The sequence below is a fragment of the Streptococcus infantis genome (assembly GCF_019929575.1).
Lineage (GTDB): Bacteria > Bacillota > Bacilli > Lactobacillales > Streptococcaceae > Streptococcus > Streptococcus infantis_L.
On sequence record NZ_JAHZPU010000015.1, the window covers coordinates 1 to 23,368 of the forward strand.

The 23,368-nt window shown below is 38.5% G+C and carries 22 protein-coding genes, 1 tRNA gene and 1 pseudogene; 16 read left to right on the plus strand and 8 right to left on the minus strand.

Annotated features, from left to right (window positions below):
* Positions 1-68 precede the first annotated feature (68 nt).
* The 8 genes from K1I67_RS06195 to K1I67_RS06230 all read left to right on the plus strand — a co-directional run bounded on the left by K1I67_RS06195 (position 69) and on the right by K1I67_RS06230 (position 5,572).
* Positions 69-614: a histidine phosphatase family protein gene (locus tag K1I67_RS06195; RefSeq protein ID WP_223339298.1), complete on the plus strand. Its 546-nt coding sequence runs from the start codon at positions 69-71 to the stop codon at positions 612-614.
* 315 nt (positions 615-929) lie between these two features.
* Positions 930-1,922 (plus strand): ABC transporter ATP-binding protein, encoded by a 993-nt coding sequence (locus K1I67_RS06200; RefSeq protein ID WP_045613969.1) that lies wholly within the window; start codon positions 930-932, stop codon positions 1,920-1,922.
* Between the two features lies 1 nt (position 1,923).
* Positions 1,924-2,742 carry an ABC transporter permease gene (locus tag K1I67_RS06205; RefSeq protein ID WP_223339269.1) on the plus strand — a complete coding sequence of 273 codons (819 nt, stop codon included), beginning with the start codon at positions 1,924-1,926 and terminating at the stop codon, positions 2,740-2,742.
* A gap of 1 nt (position 2,743) precedes the next feature.
* Positions 2,744-3,529 (plus strand): ABC transporter permease, encoded by a 786-nt coding sequence (locus K1I67_RS06210; RefSeq protein WP_223339270.1) that lies wholly within the window; start codon positions 2,744-2,746, stop codon positions 3,527-3,529.
* Between the two features lie 37 nt (positions 3,530-3,566).
* Positions 3,567-4,028 (plus strand): GNAT family N-acetyltransferase, encoded by a 462-nt coding sequence (locus K1I67_RS06215; protein WP_223339299.1) that lies wholly within the window; start codon positions 3,567-3,569, stop codon positions 4,026-4,028.
* A gap of 47 nt (positions 4,029-4,075) precedes the next feature.
* Positions 4,076-4,148: transfer RNA gene (locus K1I67_RS06220), tRNA-Thr, on the plus strand.
* 76 nt (positions 4,149-4,224) lie between these two features.
* Positions 4,225-5,088 (plus strand): DUF6287 domain-containing protein, encoded by an 864-nt coding sequence (locus tag K1I67_RS06225; protein ID WP_223339271.1) that lies wholly within the window; start codon positions 4,225-4,227, stop codon positions 5,086-5,088.
* A 175-nt stretch (positions 5,089-5,263) separates the two neighbouring features.
* Positions 5,264-5,572: a hypothetical protein gene (locus K1I67_RS06230; RefSeq protein WP_223339272.1), complete on the plus strand. Its 309-nt coding sequence runs from the start codon at positions 5,264-5,266 to the stop codon at positions 5,570-5,572.
* A 36-nt stretch (positions 5,573-5,608) separates the two neighbouring features.
* On the opposite strand, the gene K1I67_RS06235 is transcribed toward K1I67_RS06230, so the two are convergent.
* Together K1I67_RS06235 and K1I67_RS06240 are read right to left on the minus strand one after the other, a co-directional pair.
* Positions 5,609-7,270, minus strand: a complete 1,662-nt coding sequence (locus K1I67_RS06235; RefSeq protein WP_223339273.1) for an N-acetylmuramoyl-L-alanine amidase — start codon at positions 7,268-7,270, stop codon at positions 5,609-5,611.
* 111 nt (positions 7,271-7,381) lie between these two features.
* The gene (locus tag K1I67_RS06240) at positions 7,382-7,741 is read right to left on the minus strand and encodes a DUF3397 domain-containing protein (protein ID WP_223339300.1); all 360 of its coding nucleotides are present in this window, start codon (positions 7,739-7,741) and stop codon (positions 7,382-7,384) included.
* A gap of 245 nt (positions 7,742-7,986) precedes the next feature.
* On the opposite strand from K1I67_RS06240, the gene K1I67_RS06245 reads away from it, so the two are divergent.
* Positions 7,987-9,237: a dicarboxylate/amino acid:cation symporter gene (locus tag K1I67_RS06245; RefSeq protein WP_223339274.1), complete on the plus strand. Its 1,251-nt coding sequence runs from the start codon at positions 7,987-7,989 to the stop codon at positions 9,235-9,237.
* 13 nt (positions 9,238-9,250) lie between these two features.
* On the plus strand, positions 9,251-10,192 hold the full coding sequence (locus K1I67_RS06250; protein ID WP_223339275.1) for an ATP-grasp domain-containing protein: 942 nt from the start codon (positions 9,251-9,253) through the stop codon (positions 10,190-10,192).
* 172 nt (positions 10,193-10,364) lie between these two features.
* On the opposite strand, the gene K1I67_RS06255 is transcribed toward K1I67_RS06250, so the two are convergent.
* Genes K1I67_RS06255 through K1I67_RS06275 form a run of 5 tightly spaced genes read right to left on the minus strand, consistent with a single transcriptional unit; the run spans position 10,365 to position 15,061 of the window.
* A complete protein-coding gene (locus tag K1I67_RS06255) occupies positions 10,365-11,228 on the minus strand; it encodes a YihY/virulence factor BrkB family protein (protein ID WP_223339276.1) in 864 nt (287 codons plus the stop codon).
* A gap of 31 nt (positions 11,229-11,259) precedes the next feature.
* The gene (locus K1I67_RS06260; RefSeq protein WP_223339277.1) at positions 11,260-13,314 is read right to left on the minus strand and encodes a cation:proton antiporter; all 2,055 of its coding nucleotides are present in this window, start codon (positions 13,312-13,314) and stop codon (positions 11,260-11,262) included.
* 11 nt (positions 13,315-13,325) lie between these two features.
* A complete protein-coding gene (locus K1I67_RS06265; RefSeq protein ID WP_223339278.1) occupies positions 13,326-13,580 on the minus strand; it encodes a hypothetical protein in 255 nt (84 codons plus the stop codon).
* Positions 13,573-14,130, minus strand: a complete 558-nt coding sequence (locus K1I67_RS06270; protein ID WP_223339279.1) for a tRNA (mnm(5)s(2)U34)-methyltransferase — start codon at positions 14,128-14,130, stop codon at positions 13,573-13,575. The genes K1I67_RS06265 and K1I67_RS06270 overlap by 8 nt, the downstream gene beginning before the upstream one ends.
* Positions 14,114-15,061, minus strand: a complete 948-nt coding sequence (locus K1I67_RS06275) for a TIGR01212 family radical SAM protein (RefSeq protein WP_263284477.1) — start codon at positions 15,059-15,061, stop codon at positions 14,114-14,116. Before K1I67_RS06275 ends, K1I67_RS06270 begins: the two co-directional genes overlap by 17 nt.
* A 203-nt stretch (positions 15,062-15,264) precedes the next feature.
* On the opposite strand from K1I67_RS06275, the gene K1I67_RS06280 reads away from it, so the two are divergent.
* From K1I67_RS06280 to K1I67_RS06305, 6 genes and pseudogenes are all read left to right on the plus strand, one after another.
* Complete coding sequence (locus K1I67_RS06280; protein WP_223339280.1) at positions 15,265-17,451, plus strand: PTS transporter subunit IIBC; 2,187 nt, start codon at positions 15,265-15,267, stop codon at positions 17,449-17,451.
* Positions 17,452-17,502: 51 nt separating this feature from the next.
* Positions 17,503-18,321 (plus strand): endonuclease/exonuclease/phosphatase family protein, encoded by an 819-nt coding sequence (locus tag K1I67_RS06285; RefSeq protein ID WP_223339281.1) that lies wholly within the window; start codon positions 17,503-17,505, stop codon positions 18,319-18,321.
* A gap of 148 nt (positions 18,322-18,469) precedes the next feature.
* Positions 18,470-19,195, plus strand: a complete 726-nt coding sequence (locus K1I67_RS06290; RefSeq protein WP_223339282.1) for a CppA family protein — start codon at positions 18,470-18,472, stop codon at positions 19,193-19,195.
* Entirely contained in the window at positions 19,192-20,124 is a 933-nt protein-coding gene (locus tag K1I67_RS06295) for a serine hydrolase domain-containing protein (RefSeq protein WP_223339283.1), read from the plus strand. Before K1I67_RS06290 ends, K1I67_RS06295 begins: the two co-directional genes overlap by 4 nt.
* Positions 20,125-20,133: 9 nt before the next feature.
* Positions 20,134-21,045, plus strand: a complete 912-nt coding sequence (locus tag K1I67_RS06300) for a DMT family transporter (RefSeq protein ID WP_223339284.1) — start codon at positions 20,134-20,136, stop codon at positions 21,043-21,045.
* A gap of 115 nt (positions 21,046-21,160) precedes the next feature.
* Positions 21,161-21,918: pseudogene (locus K1I67_RS06305) on the plus strand (CPBP family glutamic-type intramembrane protease).
* 131 nt (positions 21,919-22,049) lie between these two features.
* Here the strand turns inward: K1I67_RS06305 and K1I67_RS06310 are convergent.
* A complete protein-coding gene (locus K1I67_RS06310; RefSeq protein WP_045763816.1) occupies positions 22,050-23,333 on the minus strand; it encodes a uracil-xanthine permease family protein in 1,284 nt (427 codons plus the stop codon).
* Positions 23,334-23,368: the final 35 nt, after the last annotated feature.

Here is a 23,368-nt window from a genome sequence, read left to right on the forward strand (position 1 = left end):
GTCAGCTCAAACAGCTTGAAAGATACTCGCTTAATCAGAGGAACAACTTTGTTGCACTTGACTTGACAATTGGGGATTCTTATATTTTACTTAGACATGCTCATTCAAGATTTTCAAGTGATGATTTTAATAGAACTTTGTCAGAAAAAGGATTTTCATCTCTTGATCAGTTAGAGTTTTTGAATTCTTTTAATATTGATTATTATTTTTCTAGTCCTTATAAACGAGCATTTGAAACAATTAATAGCTCGCCAATTCAATTTGATAAAATAGTTCTTGATAATCGGTTACGAGAGCGAAAATTATCTTCAACCTTTATAAAAGATTCTGAGTTTGAAGACAGTATTAAATATTTATGGCAAAATCCCAGTGAATCTCTTTCAGAAGGGGAATCAAATCAAGATGCACTAGCTAGAGTACTAAATTTTTTAATGGAATTGGAAGAGAGATACTCAGAAAAAACGATTTTACTTAGTTCACACGGGAATTTGATAGGAATACTACTACATCATTTTGATTCCAGTTTTGATTATGAAAAATGGGAGCAGATGACCTTTCCAGATTGTTTTCTAATTGATAGAAATGGGATTGTGAAAAGAATTATGAAAGATTAGTTCTTTGATTAAATAGTGATTCATATTGATCAAAATAGTTTGCCTTTTTACAATTCGTAACCTGCCCCTAATGGCAGGTTTTTTGGTGTTTTAAGGAAACTATTAAACCAGAATTTCTGACTCAAAAGCATTATTTTAAGAGAGAAATATCTAATTTCATAATCTATAAGCAAACGCTTGCATTCTTTTTTTTATTGGACTATAATAGGTTGGTATAAATCCTTCTGTAATAATATTGAGAAGGTGTAGAAAGTAAGGATTTAGAATATTTGTAGTCAAAAATACAATGTTGTTTCTTACGATAAGGAGATAGATATGGCAATGATAGAAGTGCAACATCTTCAGAAAAATTTTGTGAAGACAGTAAAGGAGCCAGGATTGAAGGGAGCTTTGCGCTCCTTTATTCATCCTGAAAAGCAGACCTTTGAAGCGGTCAAAGATTTGACCTTTGAGGTGCCCAAGGGGCAGATTTTAGGATTTATCGGAGCAAATGGTGCTGGGAAGTCGACCACCATCAAAATGTTGACAGGAATTTTGAAACCGACATCTGGTTTTTGTCGGATTAACGGCAAGATTCCACAGGACAATCGCCAAGATTATGTCAAGGATATTGGAGTCGTTTTCGGACAACGTACCCAGCTATGGTGGGATTTGGCACTGCAAGAGACTTATACGGTCTTAAAAGAAATTTACGATGTACCAGACTCGCTCTTCCATAAACGCATGGACTTTTTGAATGAAGTTTTGGATTTGAAGGAATTTATCAAGGATCCTGTGCGGACTCTTTCACTAGGTCAACGAATGCGGGCGGATATTGCAGCTTCCTTGCTTCACAATCCCAAAGTTCTCTTTTTAGATGAACCGACAATTGGTTTGGATGTGTCGGTCAAGGATAACATTCGCCGGGCTATTACTCAAATCAATCAAGAGGAAGAAACAACTATTCTCTTGACCACTCACGATCTGAGTGACATTGAGCAACTCTGTGATCGGATTTTTATGATTGACAAGGGTCAGGAGATTTTTGATGGGACGGTGAGCCAGCTCAAGGATACCTTTGGAAAGATGAAGACTCTTTCCTTTGAACTGCTACCAGGTCAAAGTCATCTCCTTTCTCACTATGAAGGCTTGCCTGACATGACCATTGATAGACAAGGAAATAGTCTCAACATTGAATTCGATAGTTCTCGCTACCAGTCAGCTGATATTATCAAGCAAACCCTGTCTGATTTTGAAATCCGCGATTTGAAGATGGTGGATACGGATATCGAGGATATTATCCGTCGCTTCTATCGAAAGGAGCTCTAAGATGACCAAATTGTGGAGACGTTATAAACCCTTTATCAATGCAGGGATTCAGGAGTTGATTACCTATCGAGTTAACTTTATTCTCTATCGGATTGGTGATGTCATGGGGGCTTTTGTGGCCTTTTATCTCTGGAAGGCTGTCTTTGATTCTTCGCAAGAGTCTTTGATTCAGGGCTTTAGTATGGCAGATATCACCCTCTACATCATTATGAGTTTTGTGACCAATCTGTTGACCAAGTCAGATAGCTCTTTTATGATAGGGGAAGAGGTCAAGGATGGGTCCATTATCATGCGTTTGTTGCGACCAGTGCATTTTGCGGCCTCTTATCTCTTTACCGAGCTTGGTTCCAAGTGGTTGATTTTTATCTCTGTTGGACTGCCATTTTTAAGTGTCATTGTTTTGATAAAAATCTTATCTGGGCAAGGTATTGTAGAAGTGCTGGGATTAACTGTCCTTTATCTCTTTAGCTTAACTCTGGCTTATCTGATTAACTTTTTCTTTAATATCTGCTTTGGATTTTCAGCCTTTGTATTTAAAAATTTATGGGGTTCCAATCTACTCAAGACTTCAATAGTGGCATTTATGTCTGGAAGTCTGATTCCCTTGGCTTTCTTTCCAAAGGTTATTTCAGATATTTTATCCTTCTTGCCTTTTTCATCTTTAATTTATACCCCGGTTATGATTATCGTTGGGAAATACGATGCCAGTCAGATTCTTCAGGCGCTTTTGCTACAGTTCTTCTGGCTCATAGTGATGGTGGGCTTGTCTCAGTTGATTTGGAAACGAGTCCAGTCATTCATCACTATTCAGGGAGGTTAGTATGAAAAAATATCAACGTATGCATCTGATTTTTATCAGACAATACATCAAGCAAATCATGGAATACAAGGTTGATTTTGTGGTAGGTGTCTTGGGAGTCTTTCTGACTCAAGGCCTGAACCTCTTGTTTCTTAATGTACTCTTTCAACACATCCCTTCGCTAGAAGGTTGGACCTTTCAAGAGATTGCCTTTATCTATGGATTTTCCTTAATTCCAAAGGGATTAGATCATCTCTTTTTTGACAATCTCTGGGCTTTAGGTCAACGACTAGTTCGAAAAGGGGAGTTTGACAAGTATCTGACTCGTCCTATCAATCCTCTCTTTCACATCCTCGTTGAGACCTTTCAGATTGATGCCTTGGGTGAGCTCTTGGTCGGTGGAATCCTACTAGCAACAACGGCGACTAGCATTGCTTGGACTCTTCCCAAATTCTTGCTTTTCCTAGTCTGCATTCCTTTTGCGACCTTGATTTATACTTCTTTGAAAATCGCAACAGCCAGTATCGCTTTTTGGACCAAGCAGTCAGGTGCTATGATTTACATTTTCTATATGTTCAATGATTTTGCCAAATACCCGATTTCTATATACAATTCACTTCTTCGTTGGTTGATCAGTTTTATCGTGCCTTTTGCCTTTACGGCTTACTACCCTGCCAGCTATTTCTTGCAGGATAAAGATGGAGTCTTTAATATTGGTGGTTTGATTCTGATTTCTCTTATCTTCTTTGGAATCTCTCTAAAACTCTGGGACAGGGGCTTGGATGCCTATGAAAGTGCGGGTTCTTAATAGCAAAAATTGGACCAAATCATGAAAGGATTTTATGATGTTTGTAATTGAAGAAGTGAAAGATGCCAATCAAAAAATGGCAGTTGTCGCTGAAGTTTTAAAGGATTTGCCAGAATGGTTTGGAATTCCAGAAAGTACGCAAGTCTATATCGAAGAAGCCAAGGACTTGCAAGTCTGGGCTACCTATCAGGAGAGTGATTTGACTGGATTTGTAAGCTTGTCCTATTCTAGTAAAGATTGTGCAGAGATTGATTGTCTAGGTGTAAAAAAAGCTTATCAAGGCAGAGGAATTGGGAGTCAATTGCTTGCTGCTTTAGAGAGTGAAGCACGCAAAAACGTTGATTATTTACAAGTGAAAACAGTAGCAGAAGGCTCTAATAAAGATTATGATCGAACAAATGTCTTTTACCGCAGTCTTGGCTTTAAAAAATTAGAGATTTTTCCACAACTTTGGGGGCCTCAAAATCCTTGTCAGATTTTGATTAAAAAGATGGGTTAAGAATCCCTTGACATCCTTTCTTATAGTGCTATACTATAAGTGGAATCGCCGATTTAGCTCAGTTGGTAGAGCACCGCATTCGTAACGCGAAGGTCACAGGTTCGATCCCTGCAATCGGCATAAGAAAGAGCAATAAAATAAATATTATATTAGTTTATTAGAATCATCAATACTCATCAAAATGAGGAGGAGTATCATGAAAAAGAAAGAACGGATAAAACAAGTAGATAAGACTCACGTTCGAAAAGGAACTTCATCTAGATTGGCAGAAACCCTTTCTACAATTAATAATATAAAAATGTATATCGGTCTTGCCATAACAGCTCTAGTTATAATCATTGTTGCTAGCATCTTTTTAAATTCACCTAATCTCAAGCAAGAAGCAAATCAAACTTCTTCCTCATCTAAGACTGAAGAGACGACAAAAAGTCAGGGGAAAGAGGATGATAAGGATAAGGTAAAGGAAGAGGAAATTCAAAAGCTAAAGGAGCAATTGGCTGATTTGGATACCAAGATCTCAGAAGCGGAGCAGCATGTTAGTCAATTAAAAAAAGAAGCTTCTGTTCTCAAATTAGATATTGAAGCCCTCAGAAATAATGATTTATCAAGTTTAGAGGGTACTTGGCGGACACAGTCTGGTAATGAATATATCATTAATGATTCAGGGGAAGTCCAATCTTCTTGGATATACAATGATCAAAAGCATGAGTCTATTGTTGAATTGAAAGTATCAAAAAGTCAGAATGATCGCAACCCAGAAACAGTAGCCCTTGGTGCTTGGGCAAAAGGTTCTCAGGCGGGAGGGTTTGTGGTAGTCGTTGTACCAAGTGGTGTTGTCATGGAACCTGGTGGTGATGGTAAAATAACAGACAATTCCAATCACACTGAGGATAGACTCTTTGCAGGACAACAATATGAAGGAATGTTGATGCATCCAGAAAATGTTTACTATCGCGTTAAACCAGATACGAGCCAATTAGAATCAGAAGAGAAGAATTTAGCGAAATTGAAAGCTGATCGTGATGCCATCAAATCAGCTTTAGAGTCTAAAGAAAAATGAAAAATGAATGAAAAGAAGCCAGCAATGGCTTCTTTTTTAGAAAAATTCTGACCACATAGTCTATCATATCTGCCACATAGACAAAAGCTATTGTTTGCGATTTTTATTTCTGTTATAGTTGTAATTGTTAAAGGGAGATAAAACTTCCTAACAAAATAGAAAATGAGGTCGTATCATGAAAAAAGTAGTAGGTATCGGATTTTTAGTCGTTGCAGTAGCAGTTTTGTATTTTGGTTTTGTTGGATGGCCAAGTTTAGATGTCAACATCTGGGCCCTCTTTCCAGTAGGTCTATTTCTATTTTTTACTCTTGAAAATCTAGTAAAAAAAGATTACAGGGCCAGTATCATGTGCTTGATTATTGCTTTTATCATTGCTAATGCCATTCTTGATATCTTGCCTATTTCAAATGGTGTAGTTATCGGTGCTGGAGTTCTGGCTTGTGTCGGTCTAGGTTTTCTATTTCCAGATAAAAATGTAAATTAGTTACAAAAAGTCTCGAGAACTCTCGAGACTTTTGATTTATTTTCCAGCGTAATATTTTTGGATACCCTTGACAATACCTGCAACCAATTTATCTTGGTAGCGAGAGTCACGGATACGTTGGCTTTCATCAAAATTATCCATATATCCTAATTCGAGTAAAACAGCTGGTTTATTAGTTTCACGCAGTACTGCAAAGCTACTTCGTAGACGACCTGCATCCTTAGCACCAGTTTCAGCTAAAAGAGAAGAGTGGATGTCTGCAGCAAGTCGATTACTTTCACTGATACGATCAGGATGATTATGCCAGTATGGATTGATCTTAGAAGGATAGCCAGTAGCTTCTTCATAAGAATAAGTCTGAATCCCAGCTTTATTTGAAGCTGGATTTCCAGTAGCATTGAAGTGAATACTGATAAATATATCTGAGTCCGTCTTATTGACCATTCTTGAACGTTCGGTGACAAAGTCGACAAAGACATCACTATCTCTTGAAGTCAGAACAGTGTAACCAAGGGCTTCAAGTTCTTTTCGAAGTTTCTTGTAAACTTGCATGTTCAGTTCTTTTTCAGTGATGTTATAATAAGCAGCACCAGGGTCTTTACCTCCATGGCCTGGATCTAGGAAAATAATATTGTTGTATTTTCCTTTTTCAAACCCGTGGCTTGCAGAAGCTTCGCCAAGCCATTTTCCATCACTTTGAAATTGCTGGTTTTTCCCATTGATTTTATAGGTCCCTGTAACATAGACTCCATTTTCATCTACATAGTAACGAGCTTTATAATAACTGTCATCAATCCATTCGCTCTTAGCCATGTAGCCACCTGACTTGAGATAGTAGGAGCCAATCCATTCACGCTCTGCATAGGTACCACCAGATTTTAAGTAGAACCAGCTATTATAGTTATTATCGAAAATCCATTCTTTTTCAGCCATAGCTCCGCTAGCTTTTAGGTAGTAGCTACCTTGCCATTGGTTGCTTGCCATAGTAGCATCTTTGTTAAAGTAGTACCAGGTACCACTAATTTTATCCCACTTATTTTTGATTAGCTTACCAGAAGTAAGAGCATAGTACCATTGTCCATCTTGTTTTACCCAAGAATTTTCAGCCATTGCCCCACTATTGGTAAACAGATAGTCATCAAAAATTGTGTTGCTGAGCATGACACCTTCTTTGTCAAAGTAGTACCAGACGCCACCGATCTTTTCCCATTTTTGTTGAGAAATTTTTCCATAAGCATTAGCGTAATACCATTTTTCTTGGAGTTTACTCCAACCAGAATCGACCATTGCGCCACTACTAGTAAGGATATATCCATCAAAAATAGTATCACTCAGCATGACCCCATTTTTATTAAAGTAGTACCATTTCCCGTGGATTTTTTTCCAGTTAAGAACAGGGGCATTGTTTTCATAGAAACGCCAGTGGTTTTCCTCTAATACCCAACCTTCTTTTTGGACTTCGGGAACCTTCTCTTCCTCTTTCTTAGATGGATTTGTCGTTTGATTGGCATTTGCTTCAGTTGAAGATTCAGTTTCCTTAGCTGGGAGACTATTTTTCTCCACTTTGTCAGTAGAGGTTTCACTGTGTGTTGTTTCTACTGGGGTTGACTGTACTTTGTTTTCCTCAGCATAGCTAAGGTTGGTTGTTAGACCAAAAACTGAAAGTGTAATGGCGCTTGCCAAGAGCGTTTTTTTCACTTGATTCATCTCCTATTTTTACTTTTTTATAATTTTATCAGAAAAGTGTTTCCTATGGAACATTTAGTGGGCAATTATTAAGGTGCTGGTGGACTGTATTGTTATAGTTGACTATTTCATCATAAAAATTTGAACAATCATGATGATATAGATGAGCAGTGTTAGTAAAAATCCAGCTCGCCAAAAAAATTTAATAAATTTTGGATAATAAAAACTACGTCTTTTGTTTAAGAAGAAAAAGACTAATACAATTGCTAGTATTGATAGGGCTGCCCCCAAAATGGGAAGTTGATTGTGGGTAAAAACCTTTGCACTGATTAAATAGTATTCAAAAATCAGAAAAGGAAAAGCCAAATCTGCAAAGTTAATCCCCTTTTTCTTTAACTTAAAAAATCTACTAAAGATAATAGCCAAAGCCAAGGTTAGTACCAAAAGCAAGACGGAAGCGAGTTTCATTAAAATCATAACAATATTGTATCATAAAATTTGAATAAAAGGAAAGCATATTCCTTGATTTAACAGTGTTTTTCTAAAAATTCTTGTTTAGAAATTGATTTTTTATACTATATCAAACATCAATGTGATTTACTTTGTAAAGTTGGAGTAGTTTGAACCTTCATGATAAATCTTTTTTATGGTGACAATAAAAAATATATATTAGTCAGGAGAGAAGAATAGTAGTAGAATGAGTAGCAAATAAAACAAAGGAGTTTCTTATGAAATTAGTTACTTTATGGTCAAAACTCTCACTAGGCATTCAATTATTGGTGGCTTTGGTCTTGGGTGTTATCGCTGCCCTTATCTGGCCACAATTTGCAGGCTTTTATCAATTTTTAGGTCAAGCCTTTATTAAATTGATCAATATGGTTATCATTCCGCTAATCTTCCCAACTATCGTTGTTGCAGTAGCTGGAGTTATCGGAAAAAAATCTTTTGGAAAAATCTTGACCAAGAGTTTGGTTTACTTTTTTACCGTAACAACTGCCATTACTCTTTTGTTTGTATTTGCTAGTTACTATTTAGGATTTGGTCAAGGAGTGAACATCGGTCAAACTGGTGGAAACCTTGATGGGATTGCTAACAATGTCAAGTTCAGCGAATTTTTGCTTGGTTTCATTCCATCAAATATCGTTAAATCTCTTTCAGATGGCGCTCTATTGCCAATTATCGTTTTTGCAATCTTTCTTGGTTACGGAATTGGGAATCTTAAGTCTGATAAATCTCAGAAGATTATCGAAGGTTTCCAAATCTGGATTGAAGCCATTTACAAGATTGTTACAGTAATTATCAAACTATCACCGATTGGAATTTTTGGATTTATCGCTAAAGATGTTGCAACTACGGGTGTCGACAAGTTGATTGGGCTTGGTCAGTTTGTAATTGGAACTTATCTGGCTTATGCTGTTTTGGTTCTTCTTATTTTCCCTTTGATTGCTTTCTTCTTTAAAGTACCGTATTTATCAGCCTTTCGTGAAAATTGGAGTCTCTTGACCCTGGCTTTTGTTACTGGAAGTTCTAGTGTTGTCTTGCCTTCACTTCTTAAAGATTTGAAAAAACAGGGGCATGACGAGCATACAATTGATTTAGTTGTTCCTTTAGGATATACTTTTAACTTAGAAGGAGCAGCAGTTTATTTCTCAGTAGCGACAATATTTATCGCCCACGCCTATGGTATTCAATTTTCTTTATCAAGTCTCTTGTTTACTGTTTTACTCTTGACTTTGATTGGAAAAACTGCAGCAACTGTGCCATCAGGAGCTATCGTAGTTCTATTAGCTGCAGCACCTCAATTGGGCTTGCCAGTTGAAGGAGTGGCCTTGATTTTTGCAGTTGATTTCTTTGTCAATGCAGGCCGTACCATGATCAATGTTTTGGGTCAAATCTTAACAGTTAGCGTTATCGAAAAAACAGAAGGATATATTTTAGAAGAGGAAAAGGAAAGCCAATTATCAGTCAGCTTTTCTTAAGGAGATATAAATAATGAGTGAAGCAAAAGTTTATGTGATTCATGAGAATTTAGAATGGACTCAACATTTAGTGAAATGGTTGGAAGAATTAGAAGTCCCTTATGAACTATGGGATTTGTCTAGTGGGATTTTAGATTTGCAAAGCCCACCGCCACAAGGTATCTTTTACAATCGTATGTCTGCCTCTTCTCACACAAGAGGACATCGTTATGCGCCAGAATTTACAGAGCAAGTGATTACTTGGTTAGAAGCACACGGACGCAAAGTTGTGAATGGTACCGGTGCTATCAACCTTGAAATTAGTAAAATCAAACAATATTTGAAGTTAAACGAATCTGGTATCGAGACTCCCGCAACAGTTGCAGTTTTGGGTCAAGAAAACATCATTGAAGCAGCAAGAAAATTAAACATTTATCCTTTGATTACTAAGCACAATAGAGCAGGTAAGGGATTAGGCGTTCAACTCTTCCAAAATGAAGAGGAACTTGAAGCTTACGTCAATAGTCCCCTCTTTGAACCATCGGTTGACGGGATTACCTTATTACAAGCCTACATTAAACCAAGTGATGGACGTATCCGTCGTTCAGAGTTTATCGATCAAAAATTCCTCTATACTGTTTCGATTGATTCTTCAGATGGATTCCAACTGTGTCCAGCAGATGGTTGCCAAATCGGTAAGAGACCAGAGCAACTAGAAACGTCTGAAAAATTCCAGATTACAGAACCTCTACCAGATGACCGGAGAGAAGCTTATGAGAATTTCTTGAAAAATGCTCAGATTGAAGTTGCGGCGATTGAATGGGTTCAATCAGAGAGTGGAGACATTTATGTTTATGATGTAAATACCAACACCAACTACAATCCTACGGCAGAAAAGAATGCCAATATTTATGCGCATCAACACTTGGCTCAGTATCTAAAAACAGAATTGCAAGCCCTCACTAGTGAACAATAAAGTACTCAATTCAAAAATCCCCCAGTATCAAATGACTGGGGGATTGATTTGTTTATGCTCTTCGAAAATCTCTTCAAACCAGGTCAGTTTCGCCTTGCCGTACTCAAGTAATGCCTGCAGCTAGCTTCCTAGTTTACTCTTTGATTTTCATTGAGTTTTAATCGATAAAAAATTATTGATTTGTTTTAAATTCTGGATCCTTCAAGCTTTGAACACTAGCATTGATGACTGCACCGATGATCAATATCTTTGCAATGATAATGAACCAGAACATCATCACAACAACGACGATAGAACTGAAAAAACGGACGTCTACGAGATAGTTGACATAATTGTTGAAATAGGCTGCAAAGATATTTAATAAAGCAATAGTAGTAGCTAGTACAAACAGACTTCCAGGTATGACGTAGCGAATCCGACTGACTTTAACATTTGGTAGGAAATAATAGAGCATCATCACGGTAGCGAATAGAAAGGCATAGATCAGAGGTCCTGTAAAATCCTGTAGATAAGAAAATAGAGTACTTTCGGATTTCCAGTAGTTTTTAAGCAGGTCCAATAGCATATGGCCAAACATACTTAGGAATAAGGAAAGTGCAAAGAGAATTTGAAGGCCAAAGCTGACCAAGAGGCTCATCAGCTGGTGTGAGATAATTCCCCTATTCTTTGCAATTCCATAGGCTTTATTAAAGGCTTTCTGAAGAAAATTCATGGATTTGGAGAAAGTCCAAAGTGCTGATAAGATAGCAAAACTTAGTAAACCTGTCGATGGTTGAGTCAGAACTTCTCTGGCAATTTTTGCAACCACTTCATAGATTGTATCTGGTAAAAATTCCTTGATTGTTAATAGAAAGTTGGAGATTGGAATTTGAAAGTAGGGTAAGATGTTGACCACTATCATGAGTAAGGGGAAGATTGAAATCAACCAATAGTAGGCAACAGCAACGCTGGTTAACTCACTATCAGAGGCTTGATAGTAGTGCAAAAAAGCTTTTAATAAGGGTCTATCAATCAGCTGTTTCCACAACTTTTTCATTGCATAATCCTCCACAATAATAACCTAAATCTTAATTTCTGCGAACTAATTCCATCATATCATAAGGTAGTGTGTTGGCTGCTTCTTTTAGAGAATAGGTTTCTAGGTTGTTTACATTTTGTCGTAATTTTTTGGCATACTGGGCTGAGATGAGTTTTTGTTTTTCGTATTCAAAGATAGACTTACGTTCTAGATAGTAGCCTCTCAACATTTCATCGATGTTATTGGGTTTGATACGATTGATAACCCGTTCCACAAAAGCACCACTGGTAATATGACTGGTTTCACGGAGACGTGATTCCTGCATAAAGCTGATCAGAGAACTCTTATAAATCCCTTTGAGGTTTTCTAAACTTTCGATAATGATTTCAGTGTTGGCTAGATAGAGCTCTGCAATCTGATCATAATCGATGGCAAGAAGTCTTTGGTTTTCCTTGTCTCTCCAAGAACGAAAGGTTTTTCCAAATGTGAGCAACTCATGAAGGAGAAAACGCACAATCCGTATAGAAACAAGGAAGTAGTAGGTTAGGCGAGAAGCAAAGTTTCGCTTAATATTTTTCTCCATACTTTTCAAGTAGTGTTGATAAACACGATAACCTCTTTCACCGATTTTGCCCTCTTCATAGGCTTGTTCCAAACCATCGTTCTCGATACTGAGAATCAAGAGTTTAAGAGCTTCCCAGTCTTCTTGGATTTCTTTGTTTTCTTGGCTGAGGATGAGATTTTCAATCCGTCCATGATAGTTATCAATCGCAGCATAGAGGGGAACCTTGTTTTTAGTATGGTTCAGATCTCTCTCTAACTCCATGGCAACATCATTTAGGATAGCAATGTGCATGAGATGATCCTTAGATGGCTCTTGCTCTTCAGAAAGGTGTGGCAAGACCAATAATCCAGTAAGAAAACTGACCAGGGTTACACCAGCTACGAGGAAGAGAAGGAGCGGATATTCTTGCTCTAAGTTAGACGGTATCAAGAGGATAGTAGCAATAGAAACGGTTCCCTTAACTCCAGAAAATGTTAGAAGGAGCATATCTTTGACATACTTGTGGAGACTTTTTTGAAGTTTCTTTATTCGAAACGCGTAAAAGCCGTAAATCATCACAAAGCGGATGGCAAAGAGTAGGAAGGTTAAAAGAAAGACTGTGACGAGAAGAAGCACATTGTTATAAAAAGCACTCTTAAGAATCGGCTCAGCAATCATCTCCAGTTCCATTCCTAACAGGACGAAGACAGAACCATTGAGCATAAAGGTAACAGTGTGCCAAACGGTCTCGGTCACTGTATCCACTTGAGCTTCGAGAAGATTTATCTTTTTAAAACGACTAACTTTTAAAATACCAGCGACAACGACCGCGATAATTCCAGAAACATGAATCTCTTCAGCGATGAAGAATGTTAAGAGTGGTAAACTAAGATCCAGCAAGAGTTCACTGGCTATATCAGTAGCTCGAACACTAAGTAGAAAAGTATGGAGGAAACGATTGATTAAGGCTGTTATAAAGCCGACTGCAAACCCTCCAATGATGGAAATAGCTAGGGAAATTCCTGCTTGAGCGATTGAAAAGGTTCCCGTTGTCCATGCGATGAGAGCAACACGAAAGGCAATTAGCCCAGAAGCATCATTAAGGAGTCCTTCCCCTTTTAAGATATTTGAAATTCGTTTTGGAAATGTAAACCGTTCAGAAAGGGAAGCAAAGGCAACCAGGTCAGTAGGACCAAGTGCAGCCCCTACTGCTAGGCAGGCTGCTAATGGTAAGCTCGCCCAAAGAACATGGGCAAGTCCTCCCATACTTAGAGTAGATATAAAGATGACAGGAAAAATTAGATAGAGAACGATTCTCCAGTGCTTTAGGATAGAGGTTACATCTGCTTCTTGAGCTTCTCGAAAGAGGAGCGGTCCGATAACTAAAGCAAGAAACAATTCAGTATCTAGATGATATTGGTTATTGGGTAAGCAAAGCCCAATTCCTATCCCTAACAAAATTTGAATCAGGGGCATGGGTAGGAAGGGAAGAAGTTTATTGGTCGTACTAGAAACAATGAGAACAAGCAAAAATATCAAGAGATAAAAAAGTAAATCCATCTTCTACCTCCTTATTTTTGTTTTCGACAAGCTTCAAAAAGTTCCTTTTGTTCTTGGATTTTTTGATCAATTTTCGAGCAGTCCTTGTGCTCGATTTTCTTCTGACAACGCTCCATTTCAAGTGTTATCATTTTTTTCTTGATTTTCAACATTTTCTTGCTCATGCGAGCTTCGTCTAGAATCCCGACTGCACGTTCGTGTTGAGTAGATTCAACAAAGTTGTGACGCATGGCTTCTATTTTATCTTTTAGGTACTGTTTATCCATGTCGATACCTTTCTAATTTTTCAATCATGACCAAAAATGGTGGATTGTTAATTTGGTTGAGAGTGCGATAGATAGAGGCAGTATATTCTTGTTGCGGTAACTGACTGACAAAATCCATGACTGAATCCCGTTCGATATCTCCGCCTTCATGCCCGTAGTATATCATAATGGCAATCCGCCCGCCCTTAACGAGCATCTGACAGAGTTTTTCTAGTGCCTCAAGGGTTGTCTGAGGTTGGGTGATAATGCTTTTATCAGCTGAAGGAAGATAACCTAGATTAAAGATGGCAGCTTTCACCTCAGTTACAAACTGATCTACGGTTTCATGACCTTGTAGGATTAATTCTGCATTGGTCAAACCAGCTTCTTGTAGACGTTGACGAGTCTTTTCTAGAGCTTGTTCCTGTATATCGAAAGCATAGACTTGTTTAGCTAACTTAGCTAGAAAAAGGGTATCATGGCCATTTCCCATGGTCGCATCAACGACAATATCCTCTTGGGTGATGACTTGGGCAAGAAAATCATGCGCCATTTCAAGTGGTCTTTTCATTCATAAACTCCTGTTTTACAGCCTTGCATCCTTGGACGCTACCGCGTCGTTTCATTTCAGCTTCAATGCTATTTAGAACTTCCCATTTATTGAGACTCCACATAGGACCAATCAGCATATCTCTAGGTGCATCACCCGTAATCCGATGGATGACGATATGCTTGGGAATAATTTCTAGTTGGTCACAGATGACCTTGACATATTCATCCTGACTCATGAGCTGCAAACGACCTTCATGATAGTCGCGTTGCATCCGAGTATTGGTCATGAGGTGAAGTAGGTGAAGTTTAATCCCTTGGATATCATTGTCCCTTACACAACGCCGAACGTTTTCCACCATCATTTCATGAGTTTCACCTGGCAAACCATTGATCAAATGGGCAACAATCTCGATTTTAGGATATTTTCTCAAGCGCTTGACAGTCTCCACGTAGAGTTCATAGGAGTGGGCGCGGTTAATCAATTCTGAAGTTTCTTCGTAAGTAGTTTGTAAGCCTAACTCTACGGTAACATGCATTCGTTCTGATAATTCTGCCAAGTATTTAATTGTCTCATCAGGAAGGCAATCTGGTCGAGTTCCGATATTGATGCCGACAACCCCAGGTTCATTGATAGCTTGTTCATAGCGTTCGCGAATCACTTCCAGCTTTTCATGTGTATTGGTAAAATTTTGGAAGTAAACCAAATACTTTTTAACATCTGGCCATTTACGATGCATAAAGTCAATTTCTTTATAGAATTGCTCACGGATAGGAGCATCAGGTGCAACGATTGCATCTCCAGAACCGGAAACCGTGCAAAAAGTACAGCCCCCATGTGCTACAGTTCCATCTCGATTGGGACAATCAAAGCCAGCATCAATAGGGACTTTAAAAGTCTTTTCTCCAAAAAGTTTTCGATAGTAATCATTTAAGGTATTATAGGATTTCATAGCTAATATTATATCAGAAAAGCCCTACAAACTCAAAAAAGGTCAGTAAGAGAGAGCGTGCCTAGAAAGTGAAACGAAAGAAAAAGTCAAATTTTTTTTTATAAAAGTCTTTACAAAAAAATAAAAAGTGGTATAATTAAGTCACAAACAAGTGCAAACGTTTTCGTAAAACGTTTGCCTAATAAATATAAAAGGAGATTTGAATGATGAAAGATACATTCAAAAATGTCTTGTCTTTCGAATTTTGGCAGAAATTCGGTAAGGCTCTAATGGTGGTTATCGCTGTTATGCCAGCGGCTGGATTGATGATTTCAATCGGTAAGTCACTTGCAATGATTGACCCAAACCTTGCTCCCCTAGTTATTACTGGTGGCGTACTAGAGCAAATTGGTTGGGGAGTTATCGGTAACCTTCATATTTTGTTTGCCCTCGCTATTGGAGGAAGTTGGGCTAAAGAACGTGCTGGTGGTGCTTTTGCGGCAGGTCTTGCATTTATCCTTATTAACCGTATCACTGGTACAATCTTCGGTGTATCAGGGGATATGTTGAAAGATCCTAACGCTATGGTTTCAACAATCTTTGGTGGATCTATCAAGGTTGCTGATTACTTCATTAGTGTACTTGAGTCACCAGCCCTTAACATGGGGGTATTTGTAGGGATTATCTCAGGTTTTGTTGGAGCGACTGCATTTAACAAATACTATAATTTCCGTAAACTTCCTGATGCCCTTTCATTCTTTAACGGGAAACGTTTTGTACCATTTGTAGTTATTCTTCGCTCAGCAATCGCTGCAATTCTTCTTTCAGCTTTCTGGCCAGTTGTTCAAACAGGTATCAACAACTTCGGTATCTGGATTGCTAATTCACAAGAAACAGCACCAGTTCTTGCACCATTCTTGTATGGTACTTTGGAACGCTTGCTCTTGCCATTTGGTCTTCACCATATGTTGACTATCCCAATGAACTATACAGCTCTTGGTGGTACTTACGATATTTTAACTGGTGCAGCAAAAGGCACTCAAGTATTTGGACAAGATCCACTTTGGCTTGCATGGGTAACAGACCTTGTAAACCTTAAAGGTACTGATGCTAGTCAATACCAAACATTGCTAGATACAGTTCATCCAGCTCGTTTCAAAGTTGGACAAATGATTGGTTCATTCGGTATTTTGATGGGTGTGGCTGCTGCTATTTACCGTAATGTTGAAGCAGACAAGAAACACCAATACAAAGGTATGATGATTGCGACAGCTCTTGCAACTTTCTTGACTGGTGTTACTGAGCCAATTGAATATATGTTCATGTTCGTTGCAACACCTCTTTACCTTGTCTACGCTGTTGTTCAAGGTGCTGCCTTTGCTATGGCTGATATTGTTCACCTTCGTGTGCACTCATTCGGTTCAATTGAATTCTTGACTCGTACTCCACTAGCTATCAATGCTGGTCTTGGTATGGATATCATTAACTTTATCTGGGTAACAGCACTATTTGCAGTTATCATGTACTTTATCGCCAACTTCATGATTCAAAAATTCAACTATGCTACTCCAGGACGTAACGGAAACTACGAAACTGCTGAAGGTTCATCAGAATCTGCTGCTTCTGGTGAGTCAAAAGTTGCAGAAGCTTCTCAAGCTGTTAACATCATTAACCTTCTTGGTGGACGTGCTAACATCGTTGATGTGGACGCATGTATGACTCGCCTTCGTGTTACTGTAAAAGACGCTGAAAAAGTTGGAACAGAGGAACAATGGAAAGCTGAAGGAGCTATGGGACTTGTCATGAAAGGACAAGGTGTCCAAGCTATCTACGGACCTAAAGCTGACGTTTTGAAATCAGATATTCAAGACCTTCTTGACTCAGGTGAAGTGATTCCTGAAACTCTTCCAAGTCAAAAGGCAGCAGCTCAACAAGATGCTGTTGTATACAAAGGTGTGACTGAAGAAGTATACTCAGTTGCTGACGGTCAAGTGATTGAATTGGACCAAGTGAAGGATCCTGTATTCGCACAAAAAATGATGGGTGATGGATTTGCAGTGGAACCAGCAAACGGAAACATTGTATCTCCAGTATCAGGTACTGTGTCAAGCATCTTCCCAACTAAACACGCTCTTGGTCTTGTAACTGAAGCAGGCCTTGAAGTACTTGTTCACATTGGTTTGGACACAGTAAGTCTTGAAGGAAAACCATTTACAGTTCGTGTTACTGAAGGACAACAGGTTGCAGCTGGTGATCTTCTTGTCACAGCTGACTTGGGTGCTATCCGTGAAGCTGGTCGTGAAACTACAACTGTAGTTGTCTTCACAAATGGTGATGCGATCAAATCAGTTAAATTAGAAAAAACAGGTTCTCTTGCTGCTAAAACAGCAGTTGCAAAAGTAGAATTGTAATATTTAGGAGGTTGGAAGCTGTTTCCAACCTCTTGTTTATAGGAGAAAAGCATGAAGTTTTTAACACTCAATACCCATAGTTGGATGGAAAAAGATCCTGAACAAAAGTTTCAACTTTTACTTCAAGATATACTTGAAAACAGTTATGATTTGATTTGTTTTCAAGAAATTAACCAGGAAATTACTTCAGCGCAAGTAGAAGCTGGTGTACTTTATCAGCCATTACCATCTGCTGAGCCGATTCATCAAGACCACTATGTGCGACTTTTGGTAGAGAAGTTGGCTGAGCAAGGTCAAAACTATTATTGGACTTGGGCCTATAACCATATCGGTTATGATCGTTACCATGAAGGTGTTGCAATTCTATCTAAAACACCAATTGAAGCGCGTGAAATTTTGGTTTCAGATGTAGATGATCCGACAGATTACCACACTCGTCGAGTTGCTCTAGCAGAGACAGTAGTTGAAGGTAAAGAACTTGCAGTTGCCAGTGTCCATCTCTCTTGGTGGGATAAAGGCTTCCAAGAGGAATGGGCGCGCTTTGAAGCAGTTCTGAAAGAATTGAACAAGCCACTCTTGCTAGCAGGTGATTTTAATAATCCTGCAGGTCAAGAGGGCTACCAAGCTATTTTAGCTAGTCCACTAAACTTACAAGATGCATTTGAAGTTGCAAAAGAAAGAAGTGGTAGTTACACTGTTCCGCCTGAAATTGATGGTTGGAAGGGAAATAGCGAACCTCTTCGAATCGATTATATCTTTACAACAAAGGATGTGCAGGTAGAAAAACTTCACGTGGTCTTTGATGGTAAAAACAGTCCTCAAGTTAGTGATCATTACGGTCTGCAAGCAACACTATCTTGGAAAGACTAAATCAGGTATTTTAGTAAAAACAATCAAGCCCCCTTCTACAAACAGAAGGGGGAATTTAATTTAAAGAGTTAATATAGTTAAAGTTTTTTATTGAATAACTTGTAAAAAAAGATAAAATCCTTTAAAATAAAAAGTGTTGGAGGAATTTATGATTGTAAATCAAATAAAGCGTATGATCCCGACGCTAAAGGTAAATAATAGAAATTTAAATGAGTTGTTTTATATTGAGACTTTGGGGATGAAACCCTTGCTTGAAGAGTCTGCATTCCTATCACTTGGAGACCAGTCAGGCATTGAAAAGTTAGTTTTAGAAGAGTCACCAAGTATGAGGAGCCGTAAGGTTGAAGGGATTAAAAAATTAGCTAGATTACTTGTAAAGGTAGAGAAGCCATCTGAGATTGAAGCACTACTAGCTAGAATGGAAGAAATCCCTCAACTCTATAAAGGAAATAAGGGATATGCTTTTGAGGTTCTTTCTCCAGAAGGGGATTGTATTCTTATTCATGCCGAAGATGATATCAAGGATTTGAAAAAAGTTGAGGAAGAAGTCACTTTTTCAAAAGATGAGAAACTGAGATATTTGACAGCCTTTGAAATCTCGGTGGAAATTAACTTACCAGATAAGACATCAAGCCTACTTGATAAAGAAGAAATCGAAAACCGACTAGCTTTTAATCAAGCTCAAAGGAGCGATTTACTGGTTGAAAATAATGTAACTTGGGACTTGTCCATGTTGAAATTTCAAGTAGAGAATTTGGATTTGCCTGTATTGCGTCAGCGATTTGAAGAAGCTGGTTACTTTATTCCAAAATCTGAGAAGTTTTTCTTAACTAAGGATACCAACAATATTGAATTGTGGTTTGAAGCAGTATGAAACAAAAAATCATTCAAAAAATAAATCAACAAATTGAGGCAGGGATTTATCCTGGTGCCTCTTTTGCATATTATCAGGATGGCGTTTGGTCTGACTGGTATCTAGGAGAAGCAAATCCAGAAATTGGTGAGAAGACGCGTGAAGGTTTGGTCTATGATTTGGCCAGTGTCAGCAAGGTTGTTGGAGTTGGAACAGTCTTATCTTTCTTGTGGAAGGAAGGTAAGATTGAGCTTGATAACTCCATAAGAGACTATCTTCCAGAAGTAGATTATCCAGACATCACTGTTCGTCAACTCCTAACGCATACAACAGACTTGGATCCTTTTATCCCAAATAGGGATCAGCTTTCAGAGGACCAGTTGAGAAATGCCATGTTTCATCTTAATCGCCGAGAGAAGAGAGCCTTTCTCTACTCGGATGTGCACTTTCTCTTACTAGGTTTTCTCTTAGAAAACTATTTTAAAAAGAACTTGGATCAGATTTTACAAGAGCAAGTTTTGGATCCTTGGGGAATGAAGGAAACTCAGTTTGGTCCAGTTATCCGTGCTGTTCCAACGGTCCGTGGACAGAAAGCAGGAGTGGTACATGATCCTAAGGCTCGTTTGCTTGGAAAGCATGCAGGTAGTGCAGGCTTGTTTTCAACAGTTCATGATTTAAAAATCTTCTTGGAGCATTATTTGCGGGATGATTTTGCTGAAGGATTGAGTCAGAATTTTTCGGATCTGAGTGATAAAGAACGCTCATTGGCCTGGAATCTTGAAGGTGATTGGATGGACCATACAGGCTATACTGGAACCTTTATCATGTGGAATCGTAAGAAGCAAGAGGCGGCAATTTTTCTATCTAACCGAACCTATGAAAAAGATGAGCGTGCCCAGTGGATTTTGGATCGTAATCAGGTCATGGACTTGATTCGAGAGGCAGACTAGGGAGGAAGTATGTCAAAAGCTTTAAAAGGAACTCTTTATACAGTCATTGCAGGTATTGCCTGGGGCTTGTCGGGAACCAGTGGTCAGTACCTGATGGCTCATGGAATATCAGCCCTAGTTCTGACCAATATCCGTTTGATAATTGCTGGTTTACTCCTGATTCTTCTTGCCTATACTAAATCAAGGGATAAATTTATGGCTTTTCTGAAGGATAAATCAAGCCTGTTTTCTCTCTTGCTATTTTCTTTATTTGGTCTTTTTCTAAATCAATTAGCTTATCTATCAGCTATTCAGGAGACAAATGCTGGGACAGCGACAGTTCTCCAGTATGTCTGTCCAGTTGGAATCCTTGCTTACACATGTATCAAGGATAAGGTGGCTCCGATGCTTTCAGAAATCATCTCTATGTTTTTAGCTATAGGTGGGACCTTTCTCATTGCAACTCATGGGCAATTGGATCAACTCTCGATGACTCCAGCTGGTCTATTTTGGGGTTTGTTCTCGGCCCTAACCTATGCTCTTTATATCATTTTACCCATAAAATTAATTCAAAAATGGGGGAGCATATTGGTTATTGGTGTTGGAATGACCATCTCAGGTTTTCTAGCAGTACCTTTTACAGGCCTTATTGGGGCTAGTATTCCCTTATCTTTTGATATCTTTCTAGCTTTTGCAGGCATCATTCTGATTGGAACGGTCTTTGCCTATACAGCCTTCCTCAAGGGAGCAAGTATGATAGGACCAGTCAAGTCTAGCCTTTTGGCTTCGATTGAGCCTATCTCGGCAGTATTTTTTGCCTTCATGATTATGGGGGATATCTTTTATCCTGTAGATTTTCTTGGTATGGCAATGATTTTACTAGCCGTGACTATCATTTCATTGAAGGATTTAATGTTGGAAAAGAAACATCATTCCGTTTAATGGATTAAAACAGTCTTTGATAAGGCTGTTTTTTAATCTTCCAGCAAGTTGGTTCATACAACTTTAAGAATGAATGTTTATAATCAATCCATATATTTAAAGATAAGGAGGAAATATGAATTTGCTACAAAGTATTCATCCATCAAAACCTTTAAGATACTTAAAATGGTTCGATGTCTTAATCGTTACTGTTTTAATGTTTGGGGAGTTTATCATTCGTTCTACTCAACAATTTATGGAGAGTTTATCGACTTCAACTCTTACTAGTGTCACAGAAACTACGACAAATCTAGCAAGTGATGGGGCAGCTTATTCTAGTAATTTTACTTTTCAATTGATGATGTTAGGGATTACTTTCCTTTATCTCTTGATTCGAAATTATGATTTTAAACAAGACCTATACTCTGGAGCTGGTCTGTTTTAATTTGGGTACTCCTTATCTTTGCTGTAGTTGGGATATTTGGTGATATTGTAACAACCCTTAGTGGTGAGTACAATTATTTTAATACTCAGTTGATCCCTTTTATAGATTCCATGGAAATCATTCGAAAATTTATGGTTTTGACGCCAATGGTCATTGGTTATGCTCTTCTAAATGGTTTTTATGAAGAATTTTTCTTCTTGGGATTGCTGACTTCAGTAAAAGAAAAGCATCAGTAGCTGGTTCTAGTATATTCTGTAATTATACGAATTTCTTTCCATACCTATCAAGGCTTACTCTGGGCCTTGGTTATTGGGCTTGTTTATGGTCTCTTTTATTATTTCTTGTACAAGTATGTGGTCAAGAATTTACTCCCATTCTTTATCATGCATGCTCCTGCAGATATGTTTGGTTCAAGTCTCTTGTATCTCTTAATTGCTTGGGGAAATTAGGAATTTAGGACAGGAAATTGAGAAACCAAATTTTTTGACAACAGTCCAATGAGTCACTGTATCAAAGTCTTCTTGTGAATAAAAATTGAGGTCGGGATTTTGGTCCCGACCTCTTGTTGATTCTATATGGATTAGTCTTTGTTTTCGTATGGCAGGATCAAGTTTAGGATGATACCTGTCATAGCTGATAGGGCAGTACCTGAAAGGGTAACTGGACCAAGTTTAAGGATTGCTCCACCAAGTCCAAGTACCAACATGGCACTTGCGATGATAAGATTACGCATTTGTCCGAAGTCAACACGTTCTTTGATCAAGACTTTCAAACCGTTACTTGCGATAACCCCGTAAAGAAGGATAGACATACCACCAAGTACAGCGTTTGGAATTGTTGAAATCAAAGCAGTAAATTTACCAAGGAAGCTAAGGGCAATCGCAATAAAGGCAGCATTACGGATAACTGAGACAGAAGCGATACGAGTCATACCGATAACCCCTGTATTTTCTCCGTAAGTTGTATTGGCTGGTCCACCAAGGAAGGCAGAAACAGAAGTTGCGATACCGTCACCAAGAAGAGTACGGTGAAGACCTGGTTCTTTCAAGAATTGGCGTCCACAGATTTGACCTAGAACAGTGTGGTCTCCGATATGTTCTGAAATGGTTACGATTGCGATTGGTAAGATGGCAATCGTTTCAGGGCCGAAGTAAAGGTCGTATTGTTTGAAGGCACCACCTGTATTGAACGGTAGGTAGAAACCAGGGATTTCAAACCAGTTAGCTTCAAGAACAGGAGTGAAGTCAACCAATCCAAGTGCTAGGGCAAAGAGGTAACCACCGATAATGGCAAAAAGGAATGGGATGATTCGTAGGAAGCCTTTTCCTTTTGTATTGATAAAGGCAGCAATCAAGAAAGTAACAACGGCTACAAGAGCGTTTTTCCAGTTTCCGTCAGCTACAAGACCAGCGTTGGTAACAGCTGAACTAGCAAGTCCAAGACCGATAACGATGATCATAGGACCGATAATGATTGGAGGTAAGAGTTTGTCGATCCACTTTGTACCTGCAAAGCGAACACTTGCAGCAACAAGGACATAGACAAAACCTGTAAGAATAACCCCAGTTTGAGCGGCAGATACATCGCCACCCATTTCTTTCATAGCAAGTGACATAGCTGTGATAAAGGCGAAAGAAGAACCCAGATAAACTGGAACTTTAAAGCCAGTACAAACCATGTAAATGAGTGTTCCTACACCTGATGCAAAAAGGGCAACAGATACAGGCATTCCCAAGATTAAAGGTACCAAGATAGTAGCACCAAACATGGCGAATACGTGCTGGAAGCTAAGAAGAATTCCCTTTCCAGCTGAAGGACGTTGGTCAACGTCTAAAAGCAAATCAACAGTTGATTCCTGTTTCATAATAACCTCACTTTTGGGCATCAAAAAAGAGCCCA